This is a genomic window from Falsochrobactrum ovis (assembly GCF_003259955.1).
GTDB lineage: Bacteria > Pseudomonadota > Alphaproteobacteria > Rhizobiales > Rhizobiaceae > Brucella > Brucella ovis_A.
In genome coordinates this window covers 1-21616 of sequence record NZ_QLMK01000025.1, presented here as the reverse complement: position 1 = coordinate 21616, position 21616 = coordinate 1, and the positions used below count along the sequence as shown (strand labels likewise).

Genomic DNA, 21616 nt, shown 5'->3' with positions numbered 1-21616 from the left:
ATCGCCCTACGCTGCGAGAAGACAAAGCGAAACTTTGCTTCCTTCGTCGCGCTCGTCGCAGGCTTCATCTTGGCCAAATCCGTCCACACGGCCTAAAATTGTTCATAGTTACAATAACCGCTATTTTCTTGGCGAAAAAGTAGAACCCGCTGCTTAATTATTTACCGTATGCACCGCCCCGCAACTCGCAGGGCGGTTGTGGTAGACATGCTCATTCGGTGCAGCTTGATCTATCATGCGGGCCTCTCTGGATCCGAAACTGATCTCTTTAGAGATGTAAGGCTGCTGCCATTTTTCAGTGGTAAAGAGCTTAAATGAAATGCATTGACCGCTTAAGCGTGATAGTCGCCTAAACTATCTGCCACCCACACTAGGCCTGTCTATTAGCGGGCCGCGTGCTACCGGTTTGCCGAATAAGCACGCGCAATTTAATCAAATATTATTCAAAATTGGGGAGTGCGAGCATCCCCAGTCCCGGCGCGCCAGCCCCCAGAAGAATATGTGAATATGTCTGCGTAACTGCATCATGAGCAGCAGCAGGCGGCCGCTCCCCGCTTGTGATCGCAACGGCGGTCTCGTCGCGTCTTCTGCGCCGACTTTTGGCGCTTTCTGGCGGTGGACCAACGCGAGATCACATGGCGTTCTTTCTGCCTGCGAGAGAGTGTGCCGCTGGGAATTGCATAGCCGCTAATGGTGATGCCCTCTTTCACCATGCGACTGCGATCACCTACCAGCAGCGGATGCCAATCCGGCAGCGGCTGGTTGCGGTGTAGGCGCACATAGGCACAGCTGTCAGGCAGCCATTCCTGATAGCTGGGCAGGTTGGTGGGCGTCAGCTCGTGGCAGGTGGGAACGCGCTTCAGGCGGTTGGGGTAGTCGCGACAGCGAACCGTGTCGATGTCCAGCAGCTCGCAGGCCACGCTGTATACGGTCACCTCGCCGTCCTCAACACGACGCTTCAGGCAGCATTGGCCACAGCCATCGCACAGCGCTTCCCATTCCCTATTGTTCAGTTCGCCGAGGGAGTATTGCTCCCAGAAACGATCACGCAATTCCTCTGATTACTCCCACTCGATCGTACCGGGCGGCTTTGAAGTCACATCATAGACAACTCGGTTGATGCCGCGCACTTCATTGATAATGCGGGTCGCGGCGTTGCCAAGGAAGTCCATGTCATAGTGATAAAAATCAGCAGTCATGCCGTCGACAGATGTAACCGCACGCAGCGCGCAAACAAATTCGTATGTGCGCCCGTCACCCATAACGCCAACTGTTTGAACAGGCAGTAAAACAGCAAATGCCTGCCAAATCTTGTCGTAAAGGCCTGCTTTTCGGATTTCATCCAGATAAATCGCATCTGCTTCACGCAAGATTTCAAGCTTCTCGCGCGTGATCCCGCCGGGGCATCGAATCGCCAGACCAGGACCGGGGAAAGGATGCCGGCCAATAAAGCTATCAGGCAGGCCCAGTTCCTTACCCAATACCCGCACTTCATCCTTAAATAATTCACGTAGCGGCTCAACGAGCTGCATCTTCATGCGTTCAGGCAGGCCACCCACATTGTGGTGAGATTTGATTGTCACCGAGGGGCCACCGGTGAAGGAAACGCTCTCGATAACATCTGGATAAAGTGTGCCCTGCACCAGAAAATCGGCGCCGCCAAGCTTCTTGGCTTCTTCTTCGAACACTTCGATAAAGAGACGACCAATGGTTTTGCGCTTCTTTTCCGGATCCACTTCGCCTTCAAGCTGCGAAATAAAGCGATCGGAAGCATCGACCAAAATCAGCGGCAAATTATAATGTTCGCGGAACATTTCCACGACTTGTTTTGCCTCATCCTTGCGCATCAAACCATGATCAACCAGAATACAGGTCAGCTGATCACCAACAGCTTCATGCGCCAGAAGAGCTGCAACGGATGAATCGACGCCACCCGAAAGCGCGCAAATAACCTTGCCTTTGCCAACCTGTTTGCGAATAGCTTCGACCGCCTGTTCACGATAGGCCGACATGGTCCAGTCTGGCTTGATATCTGCAATATTATGAACAAAATTCTGCAACAGCTTTGCGCCATCCGGGGTGTGCACCACTTCCGGATGGAACTGCACCGCGTAATATTTACGCTTTTCATCGGCAATGGCCGCATAGGGCGCATTGGCCGAAGTGCCGATGACTTTGAAACCTTCCGGCAATGCCGTCACACGGTCACCATGGCTCATCCAGACCTGATGGCGCGTACCCTTGGCCCAGACGCCATCAAATAACGCGCTTTCTTCCTGCACTTCCAGAAATGCACGTCCAAATTCTCGATTATGGCCAGCCTCTACCTTACCGCCGAGCTGCTCGCACATTGTCTGTTCGCCATAGCAGATACCCAAAACCGGGATGCCCGATTCAAAGACCTCCTGCGGCGCTCGCGGACTGCCAATATCCGTTGTCGAGTGCGGACTACCCGACAAAATAACCGCCCTTGGCTGAATGCGCTTAAACGCATCTGCCGCAGACTGGAATGGAACGATTTCAGAATAGACCCCGGCCTCACGTACGCGGCGTGCAATAAGCTGCGTAACCTGACTGCCAAAGTCGATGATCAGAATAGTATCGGGATGTGCCGTGCTCATGCGCAGCATCTAGATAAAAAACGCCAGAAATGCAATGGAAGAAGTGCCACACCACCATATTCTACAATGTTATTATTCAGTGAGCCTGAAAACTCACAGTTCATTTGATAAAATTCGTCTATCTCGCTGCGCTCATGCAGCCTTTTCCCGCCACTCGCAGATCAGCCCTGCCGCTGCAAAACGCTCACATAAAAACCATCGGTCTTAGTCAAGAGCGGCGAGAAAACAGCACCATGCGATGGATAGGCAGGGTGTAACTCACCCTCACCGCCCATGATCGCGCTCCAAATCGAAGGAGCCGAAACTTCGGAAAACTCCGAATTTTCCGCAATAAACTTCTCAATCTGCTTTGTATTTTCCTCGGCAAACAGCGAACACGTCACATAAACCAGCCGGCCACCCGGTTTGACATATTGTTTAGCCGCATCCAGCACTTCGTGTTGATCCTGAAGCCGCCGCTCTAGCTGCTGTTCATTTAATCGCCATTTTGCATCGGGCCTGCGTCGCCATGTGCCAGAGCCGGTGCAGGGTGCATCGGTCAGAACAAGATCCATCCGCCCTATCAATGGCGCCAAGGCATCAAGATTGCTGTGGACTTGGGTGTTGCGCACCCCTGCACGTTGCAACCGCTCGTGAATAGGTGAAAGTCGCGCACACTCTGAATCGTAAGCGTGGATTTGCCCGCTATTTTCCATCGAAACCGCCAAGGCCAAGGTCTTACCACCCGCGCCCGCGCAATAATCAAGCACCTGATCGCCCGGTTTTGCTCCAGCCATCTGTGCCGCAATTTGCGACCCCAGATCCTGAACCTCAAACCAGCCATCAAGAAATGCCGGCTCCGTTTGCACATTCGGATGTCGTCCAAGTGCCTCAATTGGCGGGATACGCAGAGACTGCTTAAGCAAAGGCGCTGGCTTTGCGCCCGCCTTTTCAAGCTGTTCAAGAACGCTTTCTGGCTGGGATTTAAGAAGATTGACGCGAAGATCAACTGGCGGCCTTGTCGCAAGTGCGGCAGCCTCATCGACCCAGCTTTCACCAAACAACGCTTCGAACGAAGGCACACACCATTCTGGCACATCCGCCCGCACAACCGCCGGTGCATTGGCCAGATCACGGCTTAACCACGCATCGCGCCTTGCAGGCTCCAGCAGAACTGGAGCAAATTTATCGCCGGTAAGTGCCGCATCAATCGCCGCAATATCCATACCGCTTTCACAAAGCAGTGCACCAAACGCCAGCGCACGCGCATCATCCGCATCCATGCGCCAAGCGATGGAGAGTTTTCGGCGCAAAGCATCATAAACGATATTGCCGATCACCGCGCGATCACCCGCCCCGGCAAAACGGTGTGCTGCCCCCCATTCCTTCAAGGAATCTGAGGCTGGTCGTTTACGGGTTTCAATATCGTCCAGAATTTCGATTGCCGCCTGAAGGCGTCCGCCAAGCCGCATTGTCACTCCTTATCACTCGTTATGACGGGCATAGCCTTCCTTGCAGGCAAAAGGCAATCGGCAAACAAAACAAAAAGCCGGAGCAAATGCCCCGGCTTTCAATTATTCGATCAAGAACCGCTTATTCAGCAGCAGTGCTTGCTTCTTCGCCCTGCGAAATCGTGTCGGCTTCGTAACCATGAGCTTCTTTGAGTGCCTTGCGAACACCTGCTTCATAGTCTGGATGCACCAGCTTGAAATGACCCAGCTGACGCTCGATGATAAAGCCCGGAACGCCCTTCATTGCCGCGGCAATATTGGAGAAGAGACGCTGCTTCTGGCCGTCATCAAACAGATTAAACAATGCACGTGGCTGCGAATAATCGTCGTTTCCAATACGATGATTGTAACGATCGGCATCGCCGCTGATGCGCAATGGCGGTTCTTTTGCTGATGGCTGCTCAACTGGTCCGCTGAAAGAATTTGGCTCGTAATAAGCATCCGGATTGCCGGTTGCGATACCGCCAAAAGTATTCATCTGACCGTCACGATGATAGTGGTGCACAGGGCATTTCGGACGGTTGACCGGAATGCTTTCATAATGCGTGCCCAGACGATGACGATGAGCATCTGCATAGGAGAAAATGCGTCCCTGCAACATTTTATCGGGCGAGAAACCAATTCCCGGCACGATATTGGATGGCGAGAAGGCCGCATTTTCAATTTCCGCAAAATAGTTTTCCGGATTGCGGTTCAGCTCAAGAATACCAACATCGATAAGTGGATAATCGGCATGCGGCCAGACTTTGGTCAGGTCAAATGGATTATATGGGGTTTTGTCCGCATCAAGTTCAGGCATAATCTGCACTTGGAACTTCCACTTCGGGAAATCGCCCTTTTCGATAGAAGTGAACAGGTCTTCCTGCGTGGATTCACGCGTCTTGCCGATGACCTTTTCAGCTTCTTCATTGGTCCAGTGGCGATGGCCCTGCATGGTTTTGAAGTGGAACTTCACCCAATAACGTTCACCCTCATCATTCCACAGCGAGAATGTGTGCGAGCCATAGCCATTAATGTGGCGAACGTCGGTTGGCAAACCACGGTCAGACATCAGGATTGTGACCTGATGCAGGCTTTCAGGTGAAAGCGACCAGAAATCCCACATCGCCGTAGCCGAACGAAGGTTCGTCTTAGGATGGCGCTTTTGTGTGTGGATGAAGTCGGGGAACTTGACCGGATCGCGCACGAAGAAAACGGGGGTGTTGTTACCAACCAGGTCCCAGTTACCTTCTTCGGTGTAGAATTTCAGCGAGAAGCCGCGGACGTCACGTTCAGCATCGGCTGCGCCCAATTCACCGGCAACGGTGGAAAAGCGCGCCAGCATCGGTGTCTGCGTACCGGGCTGCAAAACTTTTGCCTTGGTATATTTGGAGATATCGCCAGTGATCGTCAGCGTACCATAGGCACCCCAGCCCTTGGCATGAACTGCGCGCTCCGGAATACGTTCGCGGTTTTGGTGGGTAAGCTTTTCAATCAGCTGATAGTCCTGCAAAAGCAGCGGACCACGCTCACCAGCGCTCAACGAATTCTGATTATCAGGAATGGGCGCACCCGCTGTCGTCGTCATAATGGGGCGATCTGCCATAGAAAACTCCTTCCATAAATACTGACTTCAGGATCCGTTTATATGATTCGCATCCTATAGCCTTAAACTATTGGGATTAGTTTAGACCTTTTCTAGTTATAATCTCCAATTGCTTTTAATTGGTTTCTTGATAAGGTTTTCTTATCATGTTTACCACGCGACAAATGCGCTATTTCGATGCTCTTGCCACCACTTTGCACTTTCGCAAAGCGGCAGAGCTTGTGCATATTTCCCAGCCCGCACTTTCCGCACAGATTGCAGAAATGGAAAGTCTGGCAGGCGGCCCGCTATTTGAGCGATCACAGCGAAAAGTTTTGATGACGGAATTGGGCCGACGGTTATTACCGGGTATACGCGCCATTCTGGCTGAGTTGCAAGCGCTCGAAGAGATTGCAGCACAAAGCCAAGGCATGCTTCAATCCCAATTTCGTCTGGGAATAATTCCCACTGTCGCGCCCTATTTGGTGCCTGCAATGATTCCATTGCTTCGCGAACAACATCCCACATTGCACCTTCATCTACGTGAAAGCATGACAGCGACCTTGATTGATGAATTGTTGCAGGGTGAAATCGACGCCGTTGTCGCAGCCCTTCCTATTGAAGATGACGGGCTAACCGCCGTTAAACTCTTTGATGATCGCTTTTTAATTGCCACTTCAAGCAATGATCACACGGTTCTGGCCTCGCCTATGACGCAGGAAAACGTTGCGCTGGATCGATTGCTTTTACTTGAAGAAGGCCACTGCATGCGCGATCAGGCGCTGGAAATCTGCTCGCTTCCATCGCAGCGCCAGCTGGTCAAATATGGCGCAACCAGCATGTCCACGCTATTACAGATGGTAAGCCACGGCATGGGTTTGACGCTCATTCCAGAAATCGCGGTGCGGGCTGAATCCGCTCGTGCGCAAATGCGAATTATTCCTTTTGATGGGTCACAGCCAAAACGTGAAATCGGGTTGATCTGGCGTAAACAAAGCAAGCGCACAGAAGACTTTGAAACCTTGGCCGAAACCATCATCGAATGCTCACAAAGCTGGAAGCTCAGTGCCGATGAGATTGCGGCACTTGGCCAATGGCCGCGCCCAAAAAAGAAGTCACGCTAAAAGACAAAAGGCGCGCTCGAATGGCGCGCCCTCTGATAACGGATATCTTCTGATAATGGATATCTAAAGCGATCAGACCGTGCCCGGATAGTTGGGGCTTTCCCGCGTGATCGTTACGCCGTGGGAATGGCTTTCACGCAGTCCGGCATTGGTAATGCGCACGAAAGTCGCCTTTTCGCGGAATTCCTCCAGCGTTTTGGCACCAACATATCCCATAGATGCGCGCAGCCCTCCGGCAAGCTGGTGTAGCACCGCGGCGATTGGGCCTTTATACGCAACCTGACCTTCAATACCTTCCGGCACCAGTTTAAGTTCGTCGCGCACTTCCGCTTGGAAATAGCGATCAGCAGATCCCCGCGCCATGGCTCCAACAGAACCCATGCCGCGATAGGATTTAAACGAACGGCCCTGATGCAGATAAACTTCGCCCGGGCTTTCTTCGGTTCCGGCCAATAGCGAACCCGCCATAGCGGCCGATGCACCCGCGGCAAGCGCCTTGGCAAAATCGCCAGAAAACTTGATGCCGCCATCGGCAATAACGGGAATATTCTGCTTATGCGCAGCTTCAACCGCTGCCATAATGGCAGAAAGCTGCGGCACGCCAACCCCGGCCACAATGCGCGTTGTGCAGATTGATCCGGGGCCAATTCCCACCTTGACCGCATCCGCGCCAGCATCAATCAAAGCTTGTGTTCCGTCTTGTGTGGCAACATTGCCAGCCAGAATAGCAATATCTGGATAGGCTTTCTTGATACGAGCAACCGCATCAAGCACGCGCTGCGAATGGCCGTGGGCCGTATCCACCACCAAGAGATCAACGCCTGCATCAATCAGATGTTCAGCGCGTTCATAGCCATCATCGCCTACACTTGTGGCCGCAGCCGCACGCAGGCGACCTTGAATATCTTTGGCTGCATTCGGGTTAAGCTGAGATTTTTCAATATCTTTAACCGTGATCAGGCCAACACAACGCCCCTTATCATCAGTCACCAATAGTTTCTCAATGCGATGGCGGTGCAAAAGCAGCTTGGCTTCGTCCTGGCTCACATTTTCACGCACGGTGATGAGATTTTCGCGCGTCATCAGCTCATAGATGCGCTGATTGGGATCAGAAGCAAAGCGAACATCCCGGTTTGTCAATATGCCGACCAAGCGGCCGGGGCCTTTGCTGGTGTTTTCGACAACCGGGATACCGGAAATTCCATGCGCCACCATCAAAGCTTGAGCGTCGGCGAGAGTTGCATCCGGACCGATAGTAACGGGGTTAACCACCATGCCCGATTCAAACTTTTTCACCTGCCGCACTTCTTCGGCCTGCCGCTCCGGCGTCAGATTACGGTGAATAACGCCGATACCGCCTGCTTGCGCCATAGCGATTGCAAGGCGCGATTCCGTAACCGTATCCATAGCGGCAGAGAGAAGCGGAAGATTAAGCTCTATATCCTTGGCGATGCGCGTGCGCAGATCGACCTGTCCGGGCATGACCTCGGAATGGCCCGGCTGCAAAAGCACGTCGTCGAAAGTGAGAGCGAGAGCGCCGGTGGGAGACTCGACGATTTTTGCCATTGCCAATTCCTTTTAATGAATAAAAACCGCAACTCGGATTAAATCCGGTGCAGAGACTAGAATAGGTTAGTTGGTTGAATTGGCACTGGCTGGTAACACGGTTATGACCAGATGGAAAGTCTTTTAGATACAAGTTTCGGTTACTGAGGCGCATTTTCCATGATAAGCCCTCGTAACAACTAGATCGCACAAGCCTGTAGAGGGGATTTATGGTCGAATTGATGGGTGGCTGCATCGTAGACGTGCCCGGCGTCAGGCTGGGGCATCATACTCTTGACGCTCGTCCGACCGGCTGTTCGGTTCTCTTGTTTGACGATGGTGCCTGTGCTGGTGTCGATGTGCGCGGTTCAGCGCCCGGCACTCGCGAGACCGAATTGCTTGATCCCATAAATTTAGTTGATCAGGTCCATGCGGTCTTACTTTCAGGCGGTAGCGCCTATGGTCTGGGCGCAGCCACCGGCATTATGCGCTATCTAGAAGAAAAAGGCCGCGGCTTTGCCATTGATAGAGGCGTAGTTCCCATTGTCCCGGCAGCAGTTTTGATGGACCTTGCTGTCGGAGATTTTTCAATTCGTCCCGACGAGCACGCCGGTTATCAGGCTTGCATAAACGCTACAACCAAACCCAGCCCACAGGGCAATATTGGCGCCGGAGCGGGCGCGACGGTGGGCAAAATCTTTGGCATGGATTATGCCATGAAAGGCGGGCTTGGCACTGCGAGCCACCAGATACCCGGCACGGACATTGTTGTTGGGGCCATGGTTGCCGTGAATGCGGTGGGCGACATTTACGCCCCCGACAAAGCGCAAATAATTGCGGGCGCACGAAATGCCCAAGGAACAGGCTTTAGAAATAGCATGGAATCACTCATGCGCGGGGAAACGGTGAATAAATCGCCCGGCGGCAACACCACAATTGGCGCAATTGCCACCAATGCGCGCTTTTCAAAAGCGGAGCTGACCAAAATCGCTGCTATGGCGCATAATGGCTTTGCCAGAACTATTAATCCCGTGCACACAATGTGGGACGGCGATACGATTTTTGCGCTTTCGACGGATAAGTCATCAAATGAGACAAAAGCCGATGTAACCACAATTGGCGCCATTGCGGCCAATGTGATGGCCCATGCAGTTGCACGCGCAATTATTGAAGCCGATAGCCTGCCTCAATTCAACCTCCCCGCTTATCGCGATTTCATACCCCAGGTCCAAGCTCAATGTTGAAACCGCATTTGATTTGGATAAAAGAAGAAAATACTATCTAAGGCGTTCCTATCAGAGAATTTTCTCATAGATTCCAGCCCATTGCTGGACGCATCAAGCACAGTTAACTAGCATCATCCATCAGAACGGGTTGATATTTGGCATGGCAGGCAATTCATTAAAATTTGGCACCAGTGGGCTGCGCGGCCTAGCCAGCGAGCTAAATGGGCAACCAGCCTATGCCTATACGCTTGCTTTCGTTCATATGCTTGACGAAAAAAACCTGCTTAAAAAGGGTCAGCCAATTTATGTCGGGCAAGATCTACGCCCATCCAGCCCCGACATTGCAGCCCTCTGCATGGGTGCGATTGAGGATGCGGGATATAGCCCAATCAATTGCGGTGTGCTGCCCACCCCTGCTTTGAGTTATTTTGCCATCACCCATAATGCGCCTTGCATCATGATAACCGGAAGCCACATTCCGGATGATCGCAATGGGCTTAAATTCTATCGTCCTGATGGTGAAATCGACAAGGAAGATGAGGCTGGAATTAATGCTGCCTATGCGGCTTTGGCGTCGGATATTTCACCTCGCAAAGCAGAGAATTTACCAGTTTCCAACGAAGCAATGGCCGCCTATGCCAAACGCTATACGGATTTTCTGGGTGAGAGCCGATTTTCCGGGCTTAAAATAGGCGTTTATCAGCATACGTCAGTTGCACGTGATCTTCTGGTCAAGATTTTGACCGATCTTGGTGCTCAAGTGGTTGCACTTGGCCGCGCCGATAAATTCGTGCCCGTTGATACCGAAGCTTTGCGCCCAGAAGATATTGAGCTTCTCGCTCAATGGGCAAAATCAGACCAGTTTGATGCGATTGTCTCAACCGATGGCGATGCCGATCGTCCGCTGATTGCGGATGAGAATGGCCAATTTGTGCGGGGTGATTTGGTCGGCGCAATAGCGGCGGCATGGTCGGGTGCGGATGTGATCGTTACCCCTGTTACCTCCAATGCTGCACTGGAAGAATGTGGAAAATTCAACCGTATATTGCGTACTCGCGTCGGGTCTCCTTATGTGATTTCAGCCATGCAACAGGCGAATGACGATGGTGCGAAAATCACTGTCGGATTTGAGGCAAATGGCGGCGTCCTGCTTGGTGGCGACATTGAGCGAAATGGGCAAAAATTATCGGCATTACCAACTCGCGATGCCTTACTGCCCATTCTCGCCTGTCTTGACACTATCGTTGAGGCCAAAAAGCCGCTTTCTGCCATTGGCGCGAGCTATCACTTCAAATTTGCTTTGAGTGACCGGCTGCAAAATATCCCGCAAACTGCTAGCGCTGACTTTATCCAATCACTTGCAAAGCCGCAAATGCAGCAACAATATTTTCCTCCGGATGATCCAATCATTGAAACTGAAAATATTGATGGCCTAAAACTGTTCTTTGCCTCGGGCAACACAGTTCATTATCGCGCATCCGGTAATGCGCCAGAATTGCGCTGCTATGTTCAAGCCGAAACGCAAGAACAGGCAGACAGGTTATTATTATTGGGCCTTGATATTGCCCGCAACGCGATAAGGGACGTCTCGTAATATGAGCTTTATTCCAGTGATCATCAGCGGCGGTTCAGGTTCACGTTTGTGGCCCCTTTCTCGCGAAGCGCATCCAAAGCCGTTTATTGAGCTGCCAGAAGGTGGAACACTGATTGGCAAAACCTATGCCCGCGCGTCCCGTCTTGAAGGCGCGCAGCAGATCTTGACCGTCACAAATAGAGATTTTCTTTTCCTGACGCTGGATTCCTATGCCGGCGCGGATGCAAGAAAAATTGAAAATACATTCCTGCTTGAACCAATAGGCCGTGATACAGCGCCCGCAATCGCGCTTGCTGCCCTGCAAGCTGCCGCGACCCATGGGCCAGACGCCATTCTTTTGATTATGCCCGCTGATCATCTGATTGAAGATGAAGCAGCATTTGCTCAGGCAGTGGCTAAAGCGCGTAAACTCGCGCAAGAAAATCGCATTGTAACTTTTGGCATTGTCCCAGATCATCCTGAAACGGGTTTTGGTTATATCGAAACCATGGGCGAAGATGTGTTGCGCTTTGTCGAAAAGCCGGACTTAGAAACAGCAGAGACTTATGTAAAAAGTGGCCGCTATTACTGGAACTCCGGCATGTTCTGCTTCAAAGCTGGCACGATGATCGAGGCCCTTGATCAGCACGCGCGCGAAGTGCTGGAAGGCGCGAAAAAATCGCTCGAAGCGTCTCGCTCAGGGATTAACGGAGAAACTCAAACGCTGGAAATCCCGCGTGAGCAATTTGCGGCAACTCCGGCAATTTCCATTGACTATGCAGTTATGGAAAAAGCACAAAATATTTCCTGTGTGCCTGTTTCCTGTGGCTGGTCCGACATTGGTTCATGGTCGGCCATGGCTGATTTGATGAAGGCTGATGCTCAAGGCAATCGCCTACATGGCGAAACCATTATTGAGGACACGACAAACAGTTTTGTACTGTCCGAGGATCGTCTGGTCAGCCTGATCGGCGTGCACGATCTTCTAGTGGTTGATACGCCAGACGCATTATTGGTTGCCCATCGCGACAAGGCGCAGGATGTGCGCAATGTGTTTAATCGCTTGCGCGAACAGGGGCACGAAGCCGCAAAACTCCACCGCACCGCACATCGCCCATGGGGCACTTATACGGTGCTGGAAGAAGGTGAAGGTTTTAAAATCAAGCGTATTGAAGTTAAGCCCGGCAGAAGGCTGAGCCTTCAGGCGCATTATCACCGCTCCGAACATTGGATCGTTGTTTCAGGCACTGCAAAAGTGACCAATGGGGAGCGTGAAATTCTACTCACCAATAATCAATCCACCTATATTCCCTGTGGTTTCAAACATAGGCTGGAAAATCCCGGCATCCTTCCGCTGGTTTTGATTGAAGTTCAAAGCGGTGAATATCTGGGCGAAGATGACATTGTGCGCTACGATGATATTTATGGTCGTTCCTGATCATTGCACAGGTGAGCAGGAAATCGGCCAACAGAAAACGGGCTAACATGAAACAGGCAAATAGCGGTTCTTTACGCGCCCGAATCCGCCTATAAGATATTTATGACGATAAGGCACCTTAGCGAAACCATCATAAACCAGATTGCCGCAGGCGAGGTGATAGAGCGCCCCGCCAGCGTCATCAAAGAACTTGTCGAAAACGCCATTGATGCGGGGGCAACACGCATTGAAGTTGCAACAGCCGGTGGCGGCAAGACGCTGATGCGTGTCACCGACAATGGCTGCGGCATTCCGGTTGATGAATTACCCCTTGCCATTTCACGGCACTGCACATCCAAGCTTGCCAATGATGTGCATGATATTCGTGCACTGGGCTTTCGTGGCGAGGCGCTGCCATCTATTGGTTCAGTGGCAAAACTAACCCTTAAATCTCGGCCACATGATGCAGAATCGGGTTTTGAGATTGCAGTTTCTGGCGGTCATGTCGATGGCCCTCGCCCTGCGGCCCTTAATCGTGGGACCATTGTCGAAGTACGCGATCTTTTCTACGCAACGCCTGCGCGTTTAAAATTCATGAAAACTGATCGCGCTGAAGCAACCGCTATCAGCGATGTGGTCAAGCGTATTGCTATTGCTTTTCCTGAAATCCGCTTTTCACTTTCCGTTCCAGATCGCACAACGCTGGATCTGCCAATAACCGGCAAAGGTCCCGACGCCACACTTGAGCGCATCGGCCAAATTCTCGGGAAAGAATTTTGCGATAATGCGCTTGCTATTGATGCCGAGCGCGAGGGAATCCGCCTTGCAGGCTTTGTCGGTGTGCCCTCATTTAATCGCGGCAACGCACAACATCAATTTGCCTATGTGAATGGGCGTCCAGTGCGCGACAAGCAAATTTTTGGCGCCTTGCGTGGCGCTTATTCTGATGTGATTGCTCGTGACAGATATCCGGTGGCGGTGCTGTTTCTGACCCTTGATCCAGCCCTTGTCGATGTGAACGTGCATCCGGCAAAAGCCGATGTGCGGTTTCGCGATCCAGGGCTCGTGCGTGGATTGATTGTCGGTGCGATAAAACAGGCTTTGCATACATCCGGCATTCGTCCTGCGACCAGCGGCGCAGAAGCTATGTTGCAATCATTTCGAGCGGAAGGATTGTCGCCCCGCACCACGCCGACCCATTACCCGCCATCCAGCTATCGGCCAGCACCTTTGCATATAAGGCGGGACGAATGGTCGGTATACACTGCCCATCCGGCACATAGACCGCTTGACGTTGATCGCGCCTCTCCATTGCACGAAACTGCATTTCACGAAGAGGCACAAACAGCAATTGGTGATGTGATCATACCCGCTGCCGATGCACGCGCAACGCAAATCGAGGCTTCGCCAGAACTGCTGCAAAAACCATTGGGTGCGGCCCGTGCGCAGATTCATGAAAATTATATCGTCTCCCAGACGGGCGACAGTCTGGTGATCGTTGATCAGCATGCAGCACATGAAAGGCTGGTCTATGAAGCTCTGAAAAACGCCCTTCACTCTCGCCCGATTGCCGGACAAATGCTGCTGCTGCCAGAAATTGTTGACCTTGCAGAAGATGATGCCGAACGTTTACTGACCCATGCGGAAACACTGGCCCGGTTTGGCCTATTGATCGAGTCCTTTGGTCCGGGCGCTATTGCTGTGCGGGAAACGCCGGCCATGCTGGGTGAAATGAATGTGCAGCAACTTATTCGCGATCTTGCCGATGAAGTGGCAGAACATGATACATCCGACGGGCTTTTGGCCATGCTTCATCATGTTGCGGCCACTATGGCTTGCCATGGTTCTGTGCGTTCGGGCCGCAGGCTGAAACCTGAAGAAATGAATGCGCTCCTGCGCGAAATGGAAGCAACCCCTGGCTCCGCAACGTGCAATCATGGCCGTCCAACCTATATTGAGCTTAAACTCAGCGACATTGAACGTTTGTTCGGAAGACGTTAATCAAAAGATTTGCGCGTTTCAGCCGCCAGACGAAATAGACGAAATAGACGAAACTTGATAAGTTTTGCAAATCAAGGATTTAATACTATGAACCCATTTGAATCACCTCGCTCATCTCAAGCTGTTTTGCGCTATCTCGATGGCGATTTTGAGATTGTAAAACACGGTGCCTTTGTACTTTGCGCGGTTACGGGTGTGCAAATTCCGTTGGATGAACTCAAATATTGGAGTGTTGCCCGGCAGGAAGCTTACGCCACCGCAAAGATTTCTTTTGATCGCGAATTGGAACTTAATCCTGAGCTGCGCAGCCGTAAAAAATCCTGATTGACGAACTGTCTGTGAGATGCGCCGGGCGTTAAGCTACTTGTCCGGCACACCATCCCGACGACCACGCCCATTGGAAATTATACCCACCAAGCCAGCCCGTGACATCCACCACTTCCCCGATAAAATATAGGCCCGCTACATTGCGCGCTTGCATGGTTTTGGAATCAAGGTCACGCGTATCGACACCTCCCAATGTGACCTCAGCCGTTCGATATCCTTCTGATCCCGCTGGCTTCACCCGCCATTCATTAATGCGGGCGGCGACCTGTCGCAGTGCTGTATCAGAATAATCGGCAAGGTTTTTATCCCCACCACTTTCGGCTGCTATAAGCTGCGCCAGCTTTTTGGGCAGGTGAGCCGATAGCGGGGTTTGCAATGCTTGCCGACCATTGCGCGAGCGCTCTTTACGCAAAATTTCAAACACATCAATCTGCGGCAACAGTGAGATGACGATCTCATCTCCCTCGCGCCAATAAGACGAGATTTGCAGGATCGACGGTCCACTTATACCCCGATGGGTAAACAGCAAGGCTTCAGCAAATTGGGTTTTCTTACACCCAACCACCGCATCCACTGCCACACCTGCGAGCGGTTTTATCCGCTCAAGTAAATTGGGTTCAAATGTCAGCGGAACCAACCCAGGCCGCGTTTCCACCAGACGCAGGCCAAAACGCGTGGCAATATCATAGCCAAAGCCGGTGGCGCCCATTTTGGGAATAGACTTGCCACCGCTTGCAATCACCAATGATTGACACGTTACGTTGCCAGCTGAATGGCGCACCAGAAAACCATTATCGGTTTTCTCCACCGCTTCAATTGACGTTGCGAGCTGCAATTGCGCGCCATAGCGCTGCATTTCGCTGAGTAACATTTCAATGATCTGAACCGCAGATCCATCGCAAAATAGCTGACCGAGCGTTTTTTCGTGAAAACCTATTTTATGCCATTTCACCATCGCGATGAAATCATGCTGCGTATACCGGCTTAACGCTGATTTGCAGAAATGCGGATTGTGCGAAAGCAGATTTTTAGGGCTGGTATGAATATTGGTGAAATTACAACGTCCGCCGCCAGAAATTCGTATCTTCTCACCCGGTCGCTTGGCATGGTCGATAACCAGCACAGAGCGACCGCGTTTTGCAGCTTCAATTGCACACATCATACCTGCGGCGCCTGCGCCTATCACCAAAACATCGACGTGCAACAGACTTCTCCGCACAATTGCATATTCTATAAATTAGATCGTGTAACCGCCATCGACCTCAAGAGCGGTTCCGGTGATCATCGCTGCTTGATCCGAGGCAAGAAACAGGGCTGCATCAGCCACATCTTCTGCCTTTGAAAACCGATTGAGTGGAATAGTTGATTTGAGCTGTTCGCGAGCTTCGGGACTATCTTCAGCAAGGAAAAATGCCAGTGAATCGCCATCACTTTCTGATGGGCAGAGGCAATTCACCCGTATATTTTTATCGGCCAGTTCAAGCGCCATAGCCTTCGTTGCACTGACCACCCAACCTTTGGATGCACAGTACCAAACCAGTCCTTTACGTGGACGCAAAGCGGTTGCAGACGCTGTGTTGATAATTACCCCGCCACCCTGATGCTCCATAATTGGCACCACGATCGTCGATGAATAATAAATCGCCTTCATATTCACTTCACTGATGAGGTCGAATTTATCTTCCTCAACATCAACCAAAGGCTTATTGCGATGCGTAAAGCCTGCATTATTGACCATAATGTCTATGCGGCCAAATTTCTCAAAAGCCTGTCGGGCCAGGTTTTCAACATCATCCTTGCGAGTGACATCGGCCAAAACGGAAATTGCCTGATCACCCAAATTCTCAATTTCATTCTCAATGCGCTTAAGATTGACATCGGCAAAAACAACTTTGGCACCTTCGGCTGCAAAACGGCGCGCTATGGCTGACCCGAAGCCAGACCCTGCCCCAGTAATAATCGCGACCTTATCTTGCAATCTTTTCATGCTGTTCTCCTTGTTGCTCCGATGCATAATTTGCCATCGAATATTGCCTTCTTAAGCGCGTGTCACCTGTGCATATAGATCATTCTTGTCTTAAACACGTTAATGAGTAACATTTACGCAAAATATGCGCGGCCCCGGTTGAATTTAAATCGATTAAATTATAGACAGTTTTCATGCAAAGGCGAATTTTTATCGCTACACTGATGGCAAACTGATTTGCGTCAAATAAAAGAGAGCAATAGATGACCAGCCAGATTATTCCGGTAGAGCCCTTCGATTATATCGTTTTTGGCGGCTCGGGCGATCTTGCGGAGCGCAAGTTGATCCCGGCTCTATATCAGCGCCAGCGCGCCGGTCAACTTACCGATCCTACACGTATTATTGGCGCTTCACGCAGTGAGATGAGCGATGAAGACTATCGCAAATTTGCCCATGATGCGATCAGCGAGCATGTGAAAGCGGAAGAAGTTGATCCACAGGAAGTTGAAGTATTTCTCAATCGCTTGAGATATGTCGCGGTGGATGCAAAGTCCGATAATGGTTGGAGTGAGCTTAAGGCAGTCATTGAAGAAAAGCCGGAAAAAATTCGCGCTTTCTATCTCGCAGTCAGCCCAAGTCTTTTTGGGGATATTGCAAGTCGCCTTAAAAGCCATGATCTGATTACCGATGACACGCGTATAATCGTTGAAAAGCCGATTGGCCGCGATCTTGAAACGGCGATGTCACTCAATGACACGCTCGGCAGTGTTTTCCGTGAAGATCAGATTTTCCGCATTGATCACTATCTGGGCAAGGAAACTGTACAAAATCTGATGGCGTTGCGCTTCGCCAATGCGCTTTATGAACCCTTGTGGAATTCAGCGCATATTGATCACGTTCAGATCACGGTGGCAGAGTCTGTTGGGCTGGAAGGTCGCGCAGGCTATTATGACACCGCTGGTGCATTGCGCGATATGGTGCAAAACCATATTCTCCAGCTTCTTTGCCTCGTCGCCATGGAGCCACCAGCTTCGCTTGAGGCAGATGCGGTGCATGACGAAAAAGTCAAAGTTTTGCGTTCGCTTAAAGCCATTACCGCTTCGAATGTCGAAGAGCTGACAGTGCGGGGCCAATATCGCGCTGGCGCGTCTTCAGGTGGTCCTGTGAGCGGGTATCTTGAAGATCTTGGCAGCGAGATCAGCGATACGGAAACCTTTGTCGCGCTCAAAGCAGAAATCGCCAATTGGCGTTGGGCGGGCGTGCCATTCTATCTGCGCACCGGCAAGCGTCTTGCCACGCGTGTTTCTGAAATCGTTGTTACTTTCAAACCGATCCCTCACTCAATTTTTGGCGAAAGCGCAGGCAAAGTTACGGCTAACGCGCTTGTCATCCGCCTGCAGCCCGATGAAGGTGTCAAGCAATGGCTGATGATCAAGGATCCAGGCCCGGGCGGCATGCGTCTGCGCCATGTTCCGCTTGATATGAGCTTTGCTGAATCATTCAATGAACGCAATCCGGATGCATATGAACGGCTGATCATGGATGTGGTGCGTGGAAACCAGACGCTTTTCATGCGCCGTGACGAAGTTGAGGCTGCTTGGCGCTGGATTGATCCGATCCTTCAGGGATGGGAGTTGAACAACCAGCAGGTTCAGGGCTACACATCAGGCACCTGGGGGCCTTCGTCTTCCATTGCGCTTATCGAGCGCGACGGTAGAACTTGGCACGAGAGCCTCTGACTAAAGCTTGAAAGGAATGGCATGAACATCGAACGGCATGATTTCACCAGCGGAACGGAACTGGCGCAAGAGCTATCTGGGGTGATAGCAAGCAAGCTGGCCGCAGCTATCGCTGAGCGGGGACAAGCCACATTAGCGGTTTCCGGTGGCACCACACCGCTCAAGCTGTTCGAGGTTTTGTCTCGACAAATGATCGACTGGACGGCGGTGACAATCACGCTTGTGGATGAGCGTTTTGTTCCGCCCACAAGCGATCGTTCAAACGAAAAACTGGTGCGAGACCACTTGCTTCGCGACCATGCAGGCGTGGCCCGCTTTGTCGGCCTTTATAATCCGACAGCAACGGTTGAAACCTCCGCGCTGGCAGCGGCGAGCCGTATTGATGCCCTGCCCCGCCCCTTCGATGTCGTGGTGCTGGGCATGGGTAATGATGGCCATACCGCATCTTTTTTCCCAAATGCTGACCGTCTGGATCAGGCAATTGATCCAAAGACGCGCGCTGTCGTTCTGCCGATCCACGCTGAAGGTGCGGGTGAAAAGCGCCTAACACTCACCCTACCTCTGGTCATCGAAGCGCGAATGCTCGCTCTTCATATTGAGGGGGCAGAAAAGCAGGCGACTTTGGAAAAAGCGCTTGCCGGGACGGATGAAATGGAAATGCCGGTTCGCGCAGTTTTCAAACATGCGCGCACACCGATACAATTATATTGGTCCAGCTAATGCATGTCGGTAAATAGCGAAACTGTTCGCCGTTAGGGCATGCGTAATTTCTGGGAGCAGGTCCGCCTGCTCCCGTTCGCAGCGCATATCGGGTAAGATTTCGGTTTGAAGCACAAACTGGAATATCATTAACTGCTATGCGCATTTTGATCTTAACGGTCGCAAAAAATTTGCGCCTTACGGCACAGGTATCGCCATGCCAAAACAGTCCGTAAATAAATATTTAAATGAAATAACCCAACGTATTCAAGAACGCTCGCGACCAACCCGAGAAGCCTATCTCGACCGTGTGCGTCAGGCCGCTTCCGCCAAACCCAATCGCACAATATTAGGCTGCGCTAATCTTGCCCATGGTTTTGCCGCTTGTTCTGCAAGCGAGAAGGCCGATCTTGCAGGCGAGACAGTGCCCAATCTGGGCATTATCACCTCTTTTAACGATATGTTGTCGGCGCATCAGCCGTTTGAGCATTTTCCGCAAATCATCAAACAAGCCGCTCGCGAAGTTGGTGGCGTAGCGCAGGTTGCGGGCGGTGTTCCGGCAATGTGTGATGGCATCACACAAGGTTTTGCGGGGATGGAATTATCGCTATTTTCCCGCGAAGTGATCGCGATGGCCACCGCAATCGGCCTGTCCCACGATATGTTTGACGCTGCCGTTTATCTGGGAGTTTGTGATAAAATCGTTCCCGGTCTTATAACGGGTGCGCTAACTTTCGGGCATTTACCTGCGGTTTTCATTCCTGCCGGGCCAATGACCTCGGGTCTGCCAAATGACGAAAAAGCCCGTACCCGGCAACTTTACGCTGAAGGCAAAATAGGACGCACCGAACTGCTAGAATCCGAGGCAAAATCCTATCACGGCCCGGGTACTTGTACATTTTATGGCACTGCCAATTCCAATCAGATGCTGATGGAAATTATGGGCCTGCATATTCCGGGCGCATCTTTTATCAATCCCGGCACGCCGCTGCGCGATGCGCTCACCCGTGAGGCAACCAAGCGCGCGCTGGCTATTACTGCGCTCGGCAATGAATATACGCCCGTGGGAGAAATGCTTGACGAGCGCTCTTTCGTCAATGGGATAGTGGGTCTTAACGCCACGGGCGGTTCGACAAATCATACTATTCACATCATAGCCATGGCGGCAGCCGCGGGTATTCAACTAACCTGGCAAGATATTTCGGAAATTTCCGACATTGTTCCGTTGCTTGCTCGGGTTTATCCAAATGGGCTGGCGGATGTGAACCATTTTCATGCGGCTGGCGGCATGGGCTTTCTCATTCGCGAATTGCTCGATGCTGGGCTGCTGCACGAAGATGTGCGCACTGTCTGGGGCGAAGGGCTAAAACCTTATACAACAGAGCCTAAATTGGGGTCTGATGGTAAAGTTATACGCGAAACCGTATCTTCGCAAAGCGGAGATGAAAAAGTCATCGCCAAATTCAACAAAGCTTTTCAACCGACAGGCGGGCTTAAACTCCTCACCGGGAATATTGGCAACGCCATCATAAAAATTTCTGCCGTCAAACCTGACCGTCATATTATTGAAGCACCTGCAAAAATCTTCCATGATCAATCGGAATTGCAAAGCGCTTTTCAGGCGGGCCAGCTCACCGGGGATTTTATAGCTGTGGTGCGCTATCAGGGGCCAAAAGCCAATGGCATGCCGGAGCTACACAAACTCATGACAGTGCTCGGCATTTTGCATGATCGTGGGCAACGTGTTGCGCTGGTGACCGATGGTCGCCTTTCGGGCGCATCAGGCAAGGTGCCTTCAGCAATTCATGTCACACCCGAAGCGCTTGACGGCGGAGTGATTGGCAAAATTCATGAAGGTGATCTGATCCGGTTGGATGCAAAAAATGGCCGACTTGAATTATTGTTAAGCGATGCTGAACTTGCGCAACGGGAAATCGTGCGGCCGGATCTTTCGACAAATGAATTTGGTATGGGCCGCGAACTTTTCCGAGCATTTCGACAAATTGCGGGTCGTGCCGATCAAGGTGCCTCGGTTTTCTGAGAATAAACCGAAAAAACCGCCTAAAAACGCAGAAATTTTGCTTTTTAGGCGGCTTATTTTGCATTTTTAACAGCTGAAATTACGAAATTTTGCAATTTCAGTTGTAAATTTTACGATTTAGGCTCAGGACTCATTGCTCATAGCCAGAAGATAACGGTTGCGGCGAGAGCGATGGCAGAGAAGAAGGTCATAGGGCACCTGTCGTAGCGCGTAGCGACACGTCGCCAGTCTTTTAGACGCCCGAACATGATCTCGATCCGGTTGCGCCGTTTGTAGCGGCGCT

Annotated in this window: 16 protein-coding genes and 1 pseudogene; 9 read left to right on the top strand and 8 right to left on the bottom strand. The window is 51.5% G+C overall.

Annotation, left to right across the window (positions count from 1 at the left end; genetic code table 11):
- Positions 1 to 524: 524 nt before the first annotated feature.
- The 4 genes from C7374_RS15285 to katA all read right to left on the bottom strand — a co-directional run bounded on the left by C7374_RS15285 (position 525) and on the right by katA (position 5696).
- Positions 525 to 1052, bottom strand: a complete 528-nt coding sequence (locus C7374_RS15285; protein WP_210205160.1) for a CxxCxxCC domain-containing protein — start codon at positions 1050 to 1052, stop codon at positions 525 to 527.
- A 9-nt stretch (positions 1053 to 1061) separates the two neighbouring features.
- The gene (gene guaA / locus C7374_RS15280; RefSeq protein ID WP_111576468.1) at positions 1062 to 2621 is read right to left on the bottom strand and encodes a glutamine-hydrolyzing GMP synthase; all 1560 of its coding nucleotides are present in this window, start codon (positions 2619 to 2621) and stop codon (positions 1062 to 1064) included.
- Between the two features lie 161 nt (positions 2622 to 2782).
- Positions 2783 to 4072: an RsmB/NOP family class I SAM-dependent RNA methyltransferase gene (locus C7374_RS15275; RefSeq protein ID WP_111576466.1), complete on the bottom strand. Its 1290-nt coding sequence runs from the start codon at positions 4070 to 4072 to the stop codon at positions 2783 to 2785.
- 121 nt (positions 4073 to 4193) lie between these two features.
- A complete protein-coding gene (gene katA, locus C7374_RS15270; RefSeq protein ID WP_111576465.1) occupies positions 4194 to 5696 on the bottom strand; it encodes a catalase KatA in 1503 nt (500 codons plus the stop codon).
- Between the two features lie 146 nt (positions 5697 to 5842).
- On the opposite strand from katA, the gene C7374_RS15265 reads away from it, so the two are divergent.
- Positions 5843 to 6799, top strand: coding sequence for a hydrogen peroxide-inducible genes activator (locus C7374_RS15265; RefSeq protein ID WP_111576464.1), 957 nt, complete (start codon positions 5843 to 5845; stop codon positions 6797 to 6799).
- Between the two features lie 72 nt (positions 6800 to 6871).
- Here the strand turns inward: C7374_RS15265 and guaB are convergent, their stop codons facing one another.
- Positions 6872 to 8365, bottom strand: coding sequence for an IMP dehydrogenase (guaB, locus tag C7374_RS15260; protein ID WP_111576463.1), 1494 nt, complete (start codon positions 8363 to 8365; stop codon positions 6872 to 6874).
- A 209-nt stretch (positions 8366 to 8574) separates the two neighbouring features.
- On the opposite strand from guaB, the pseudogene C7374_RS15255 reads away from it, so the two are divergent.
- From C7374_RS15255 to C7374_RS15235, 5 genes and pseudogenes are all read left to right on the top strand, one after another.
- Positions 8575 to 9588: pseudogene (locus tag C7374_RS15255) on the top strand (P1 family peptidase); the annotation flags it as partial.
- A gap of 142 nt (positions 9589 to 9730) precedes the next feature.
- Positions 9731 to 11164: a phosphomannomutase gene (locus C7374_RS15250; RefSeq protein WP_111576461.1), complete on the top strand. Its 1434-nt coding sequence runs from the start codon at positions 9731 to 9733 to the stop codon at positions 11162 to 11164.
- 1 nt (position 11165) lies between these two features.
- The gene (locus C7374_RS15245; protein ID WP_111576460.1) at positions 11166 to 12581 is read left to right on the top strand and encodes a mannose-1-phosphate guanylyltransferase/mannose-6-phosphate isomerase; all 1416 of its coding nucleotides are present in this window, start codon (positions 11166 to 11168) and stop codon (positions 12579 to 12581) included.
- 102 nt (positions 12582 to 12683) lie between these two features.
- Positions 12684 to 14561, top strand: a complete 1878-nt coding sequence (mutL, locus tag C7374_RS15240) for a DNA mismatch repair endonuclease MutL (RefSeq protein WP_111576459.1) — start codon at positions 12684 to 12686, stop codon at positions 14559 to 14561.
- 87 nt (positions 14562 to 14648) lie between these two features.
- Positions 14649 to 14885, top strand: coding sequence for a DUF2093 domain-containing protein (locus C7374_RS15235; RefSeq protein ID WP_111576458.1), 237 nt, complete (start codon positions 14649 to 14651; stop codon positions 14883 to 14885).
- Positions 14886 to 14916: 31 nt separating this feature from the next.
- Here the strand turns inward: C7374_RS15235 and C7374_RS15230 are convergent, their stop codons facing one another.
- Together C7374_RS15230 and C7374_RS15225 are read right to left on the bottom strand one after the other, a co-directional pair.
- Entirely contained in the window at positions 14917 to 16095 is a 1179-nt protein-coding gene (locus C7374_RS15230) for a BaiN/RdsA family NAD(P)/FAD-dependent oxidoreductase (protein WP_111576467.1), read from the bottom strand.
- Between the two features lie 30 nt (positions 16096 to 16125).
- Positions 16126 to 16875 carry an SDR family oxidoreductase gene (locus C7374_RS15225; protein ID WP_111576457.1) on the bottom strand — a complete coding sequence of 250 codons (750 nt, stop codon included), beginning with the start codon at positions 16873 to 16875 and terminating at the stop codon, positions 16126 to 16128.
- A 242-nt stretch (positions 16876 to 17117) separates the two neighbouring features.
- Here C7374_RS15225 and zwf point away from each other — a divergent pair, with 242 nt between their 5' ends.
- The 3 genes from zwf to edd all read left to right on the top strand — a co-directional run bounded on the left by zwf (position 17118) and on the right by edd (position 21333).
- Entirely contained in the window at positions 17118 to 18593 is a 1476-nt protein-coding gene (gene zwf / locus C7374_RS15220) for a glucose-6-phosphate dehydrogenase (RefSeq protein ID WP_111576456.1), read from the top strand.
- Positions 18594 to 18614: 21 nt separating this feature from the next.
- Positions 18615 to 19313, top strand: a complete 699-nt coding sequence (gene pgl, locus C7374_RS15215) for a 6-phosphogluconolactonase (RefSeq protein WP_111576455.1) — start codon at positions 18615 to 18617, stop codon at positions 19311 to 19313.
- A gap of 196 nt (positions 19314 to 19509) precedes the next feature.
- On the top strand, positions 19510 to 21333 hold the full coding sequence (gene edd, locus C7374_RS15210; RefSeq protein ID WP_111576454.1) for a phosphogluconate dehydratase: 1824 nt from the start codon (positions 19510 to 19512) through the stop codon (positions 21331 to 21333).
- A gap of 137 nt (positions 21334 to 21470) precedes the next feature.
- On the opposite strand, the gene C7374_RS15205 is transcribed toward edd, so the two are convergent.
- A partial coding sequence (locus C7374_RS15205) for a transposase (protein ID WP_146612710.1) occupies positions 21471 to 21616 on the bottom strand: 146 nt, incomplete at its 5' end.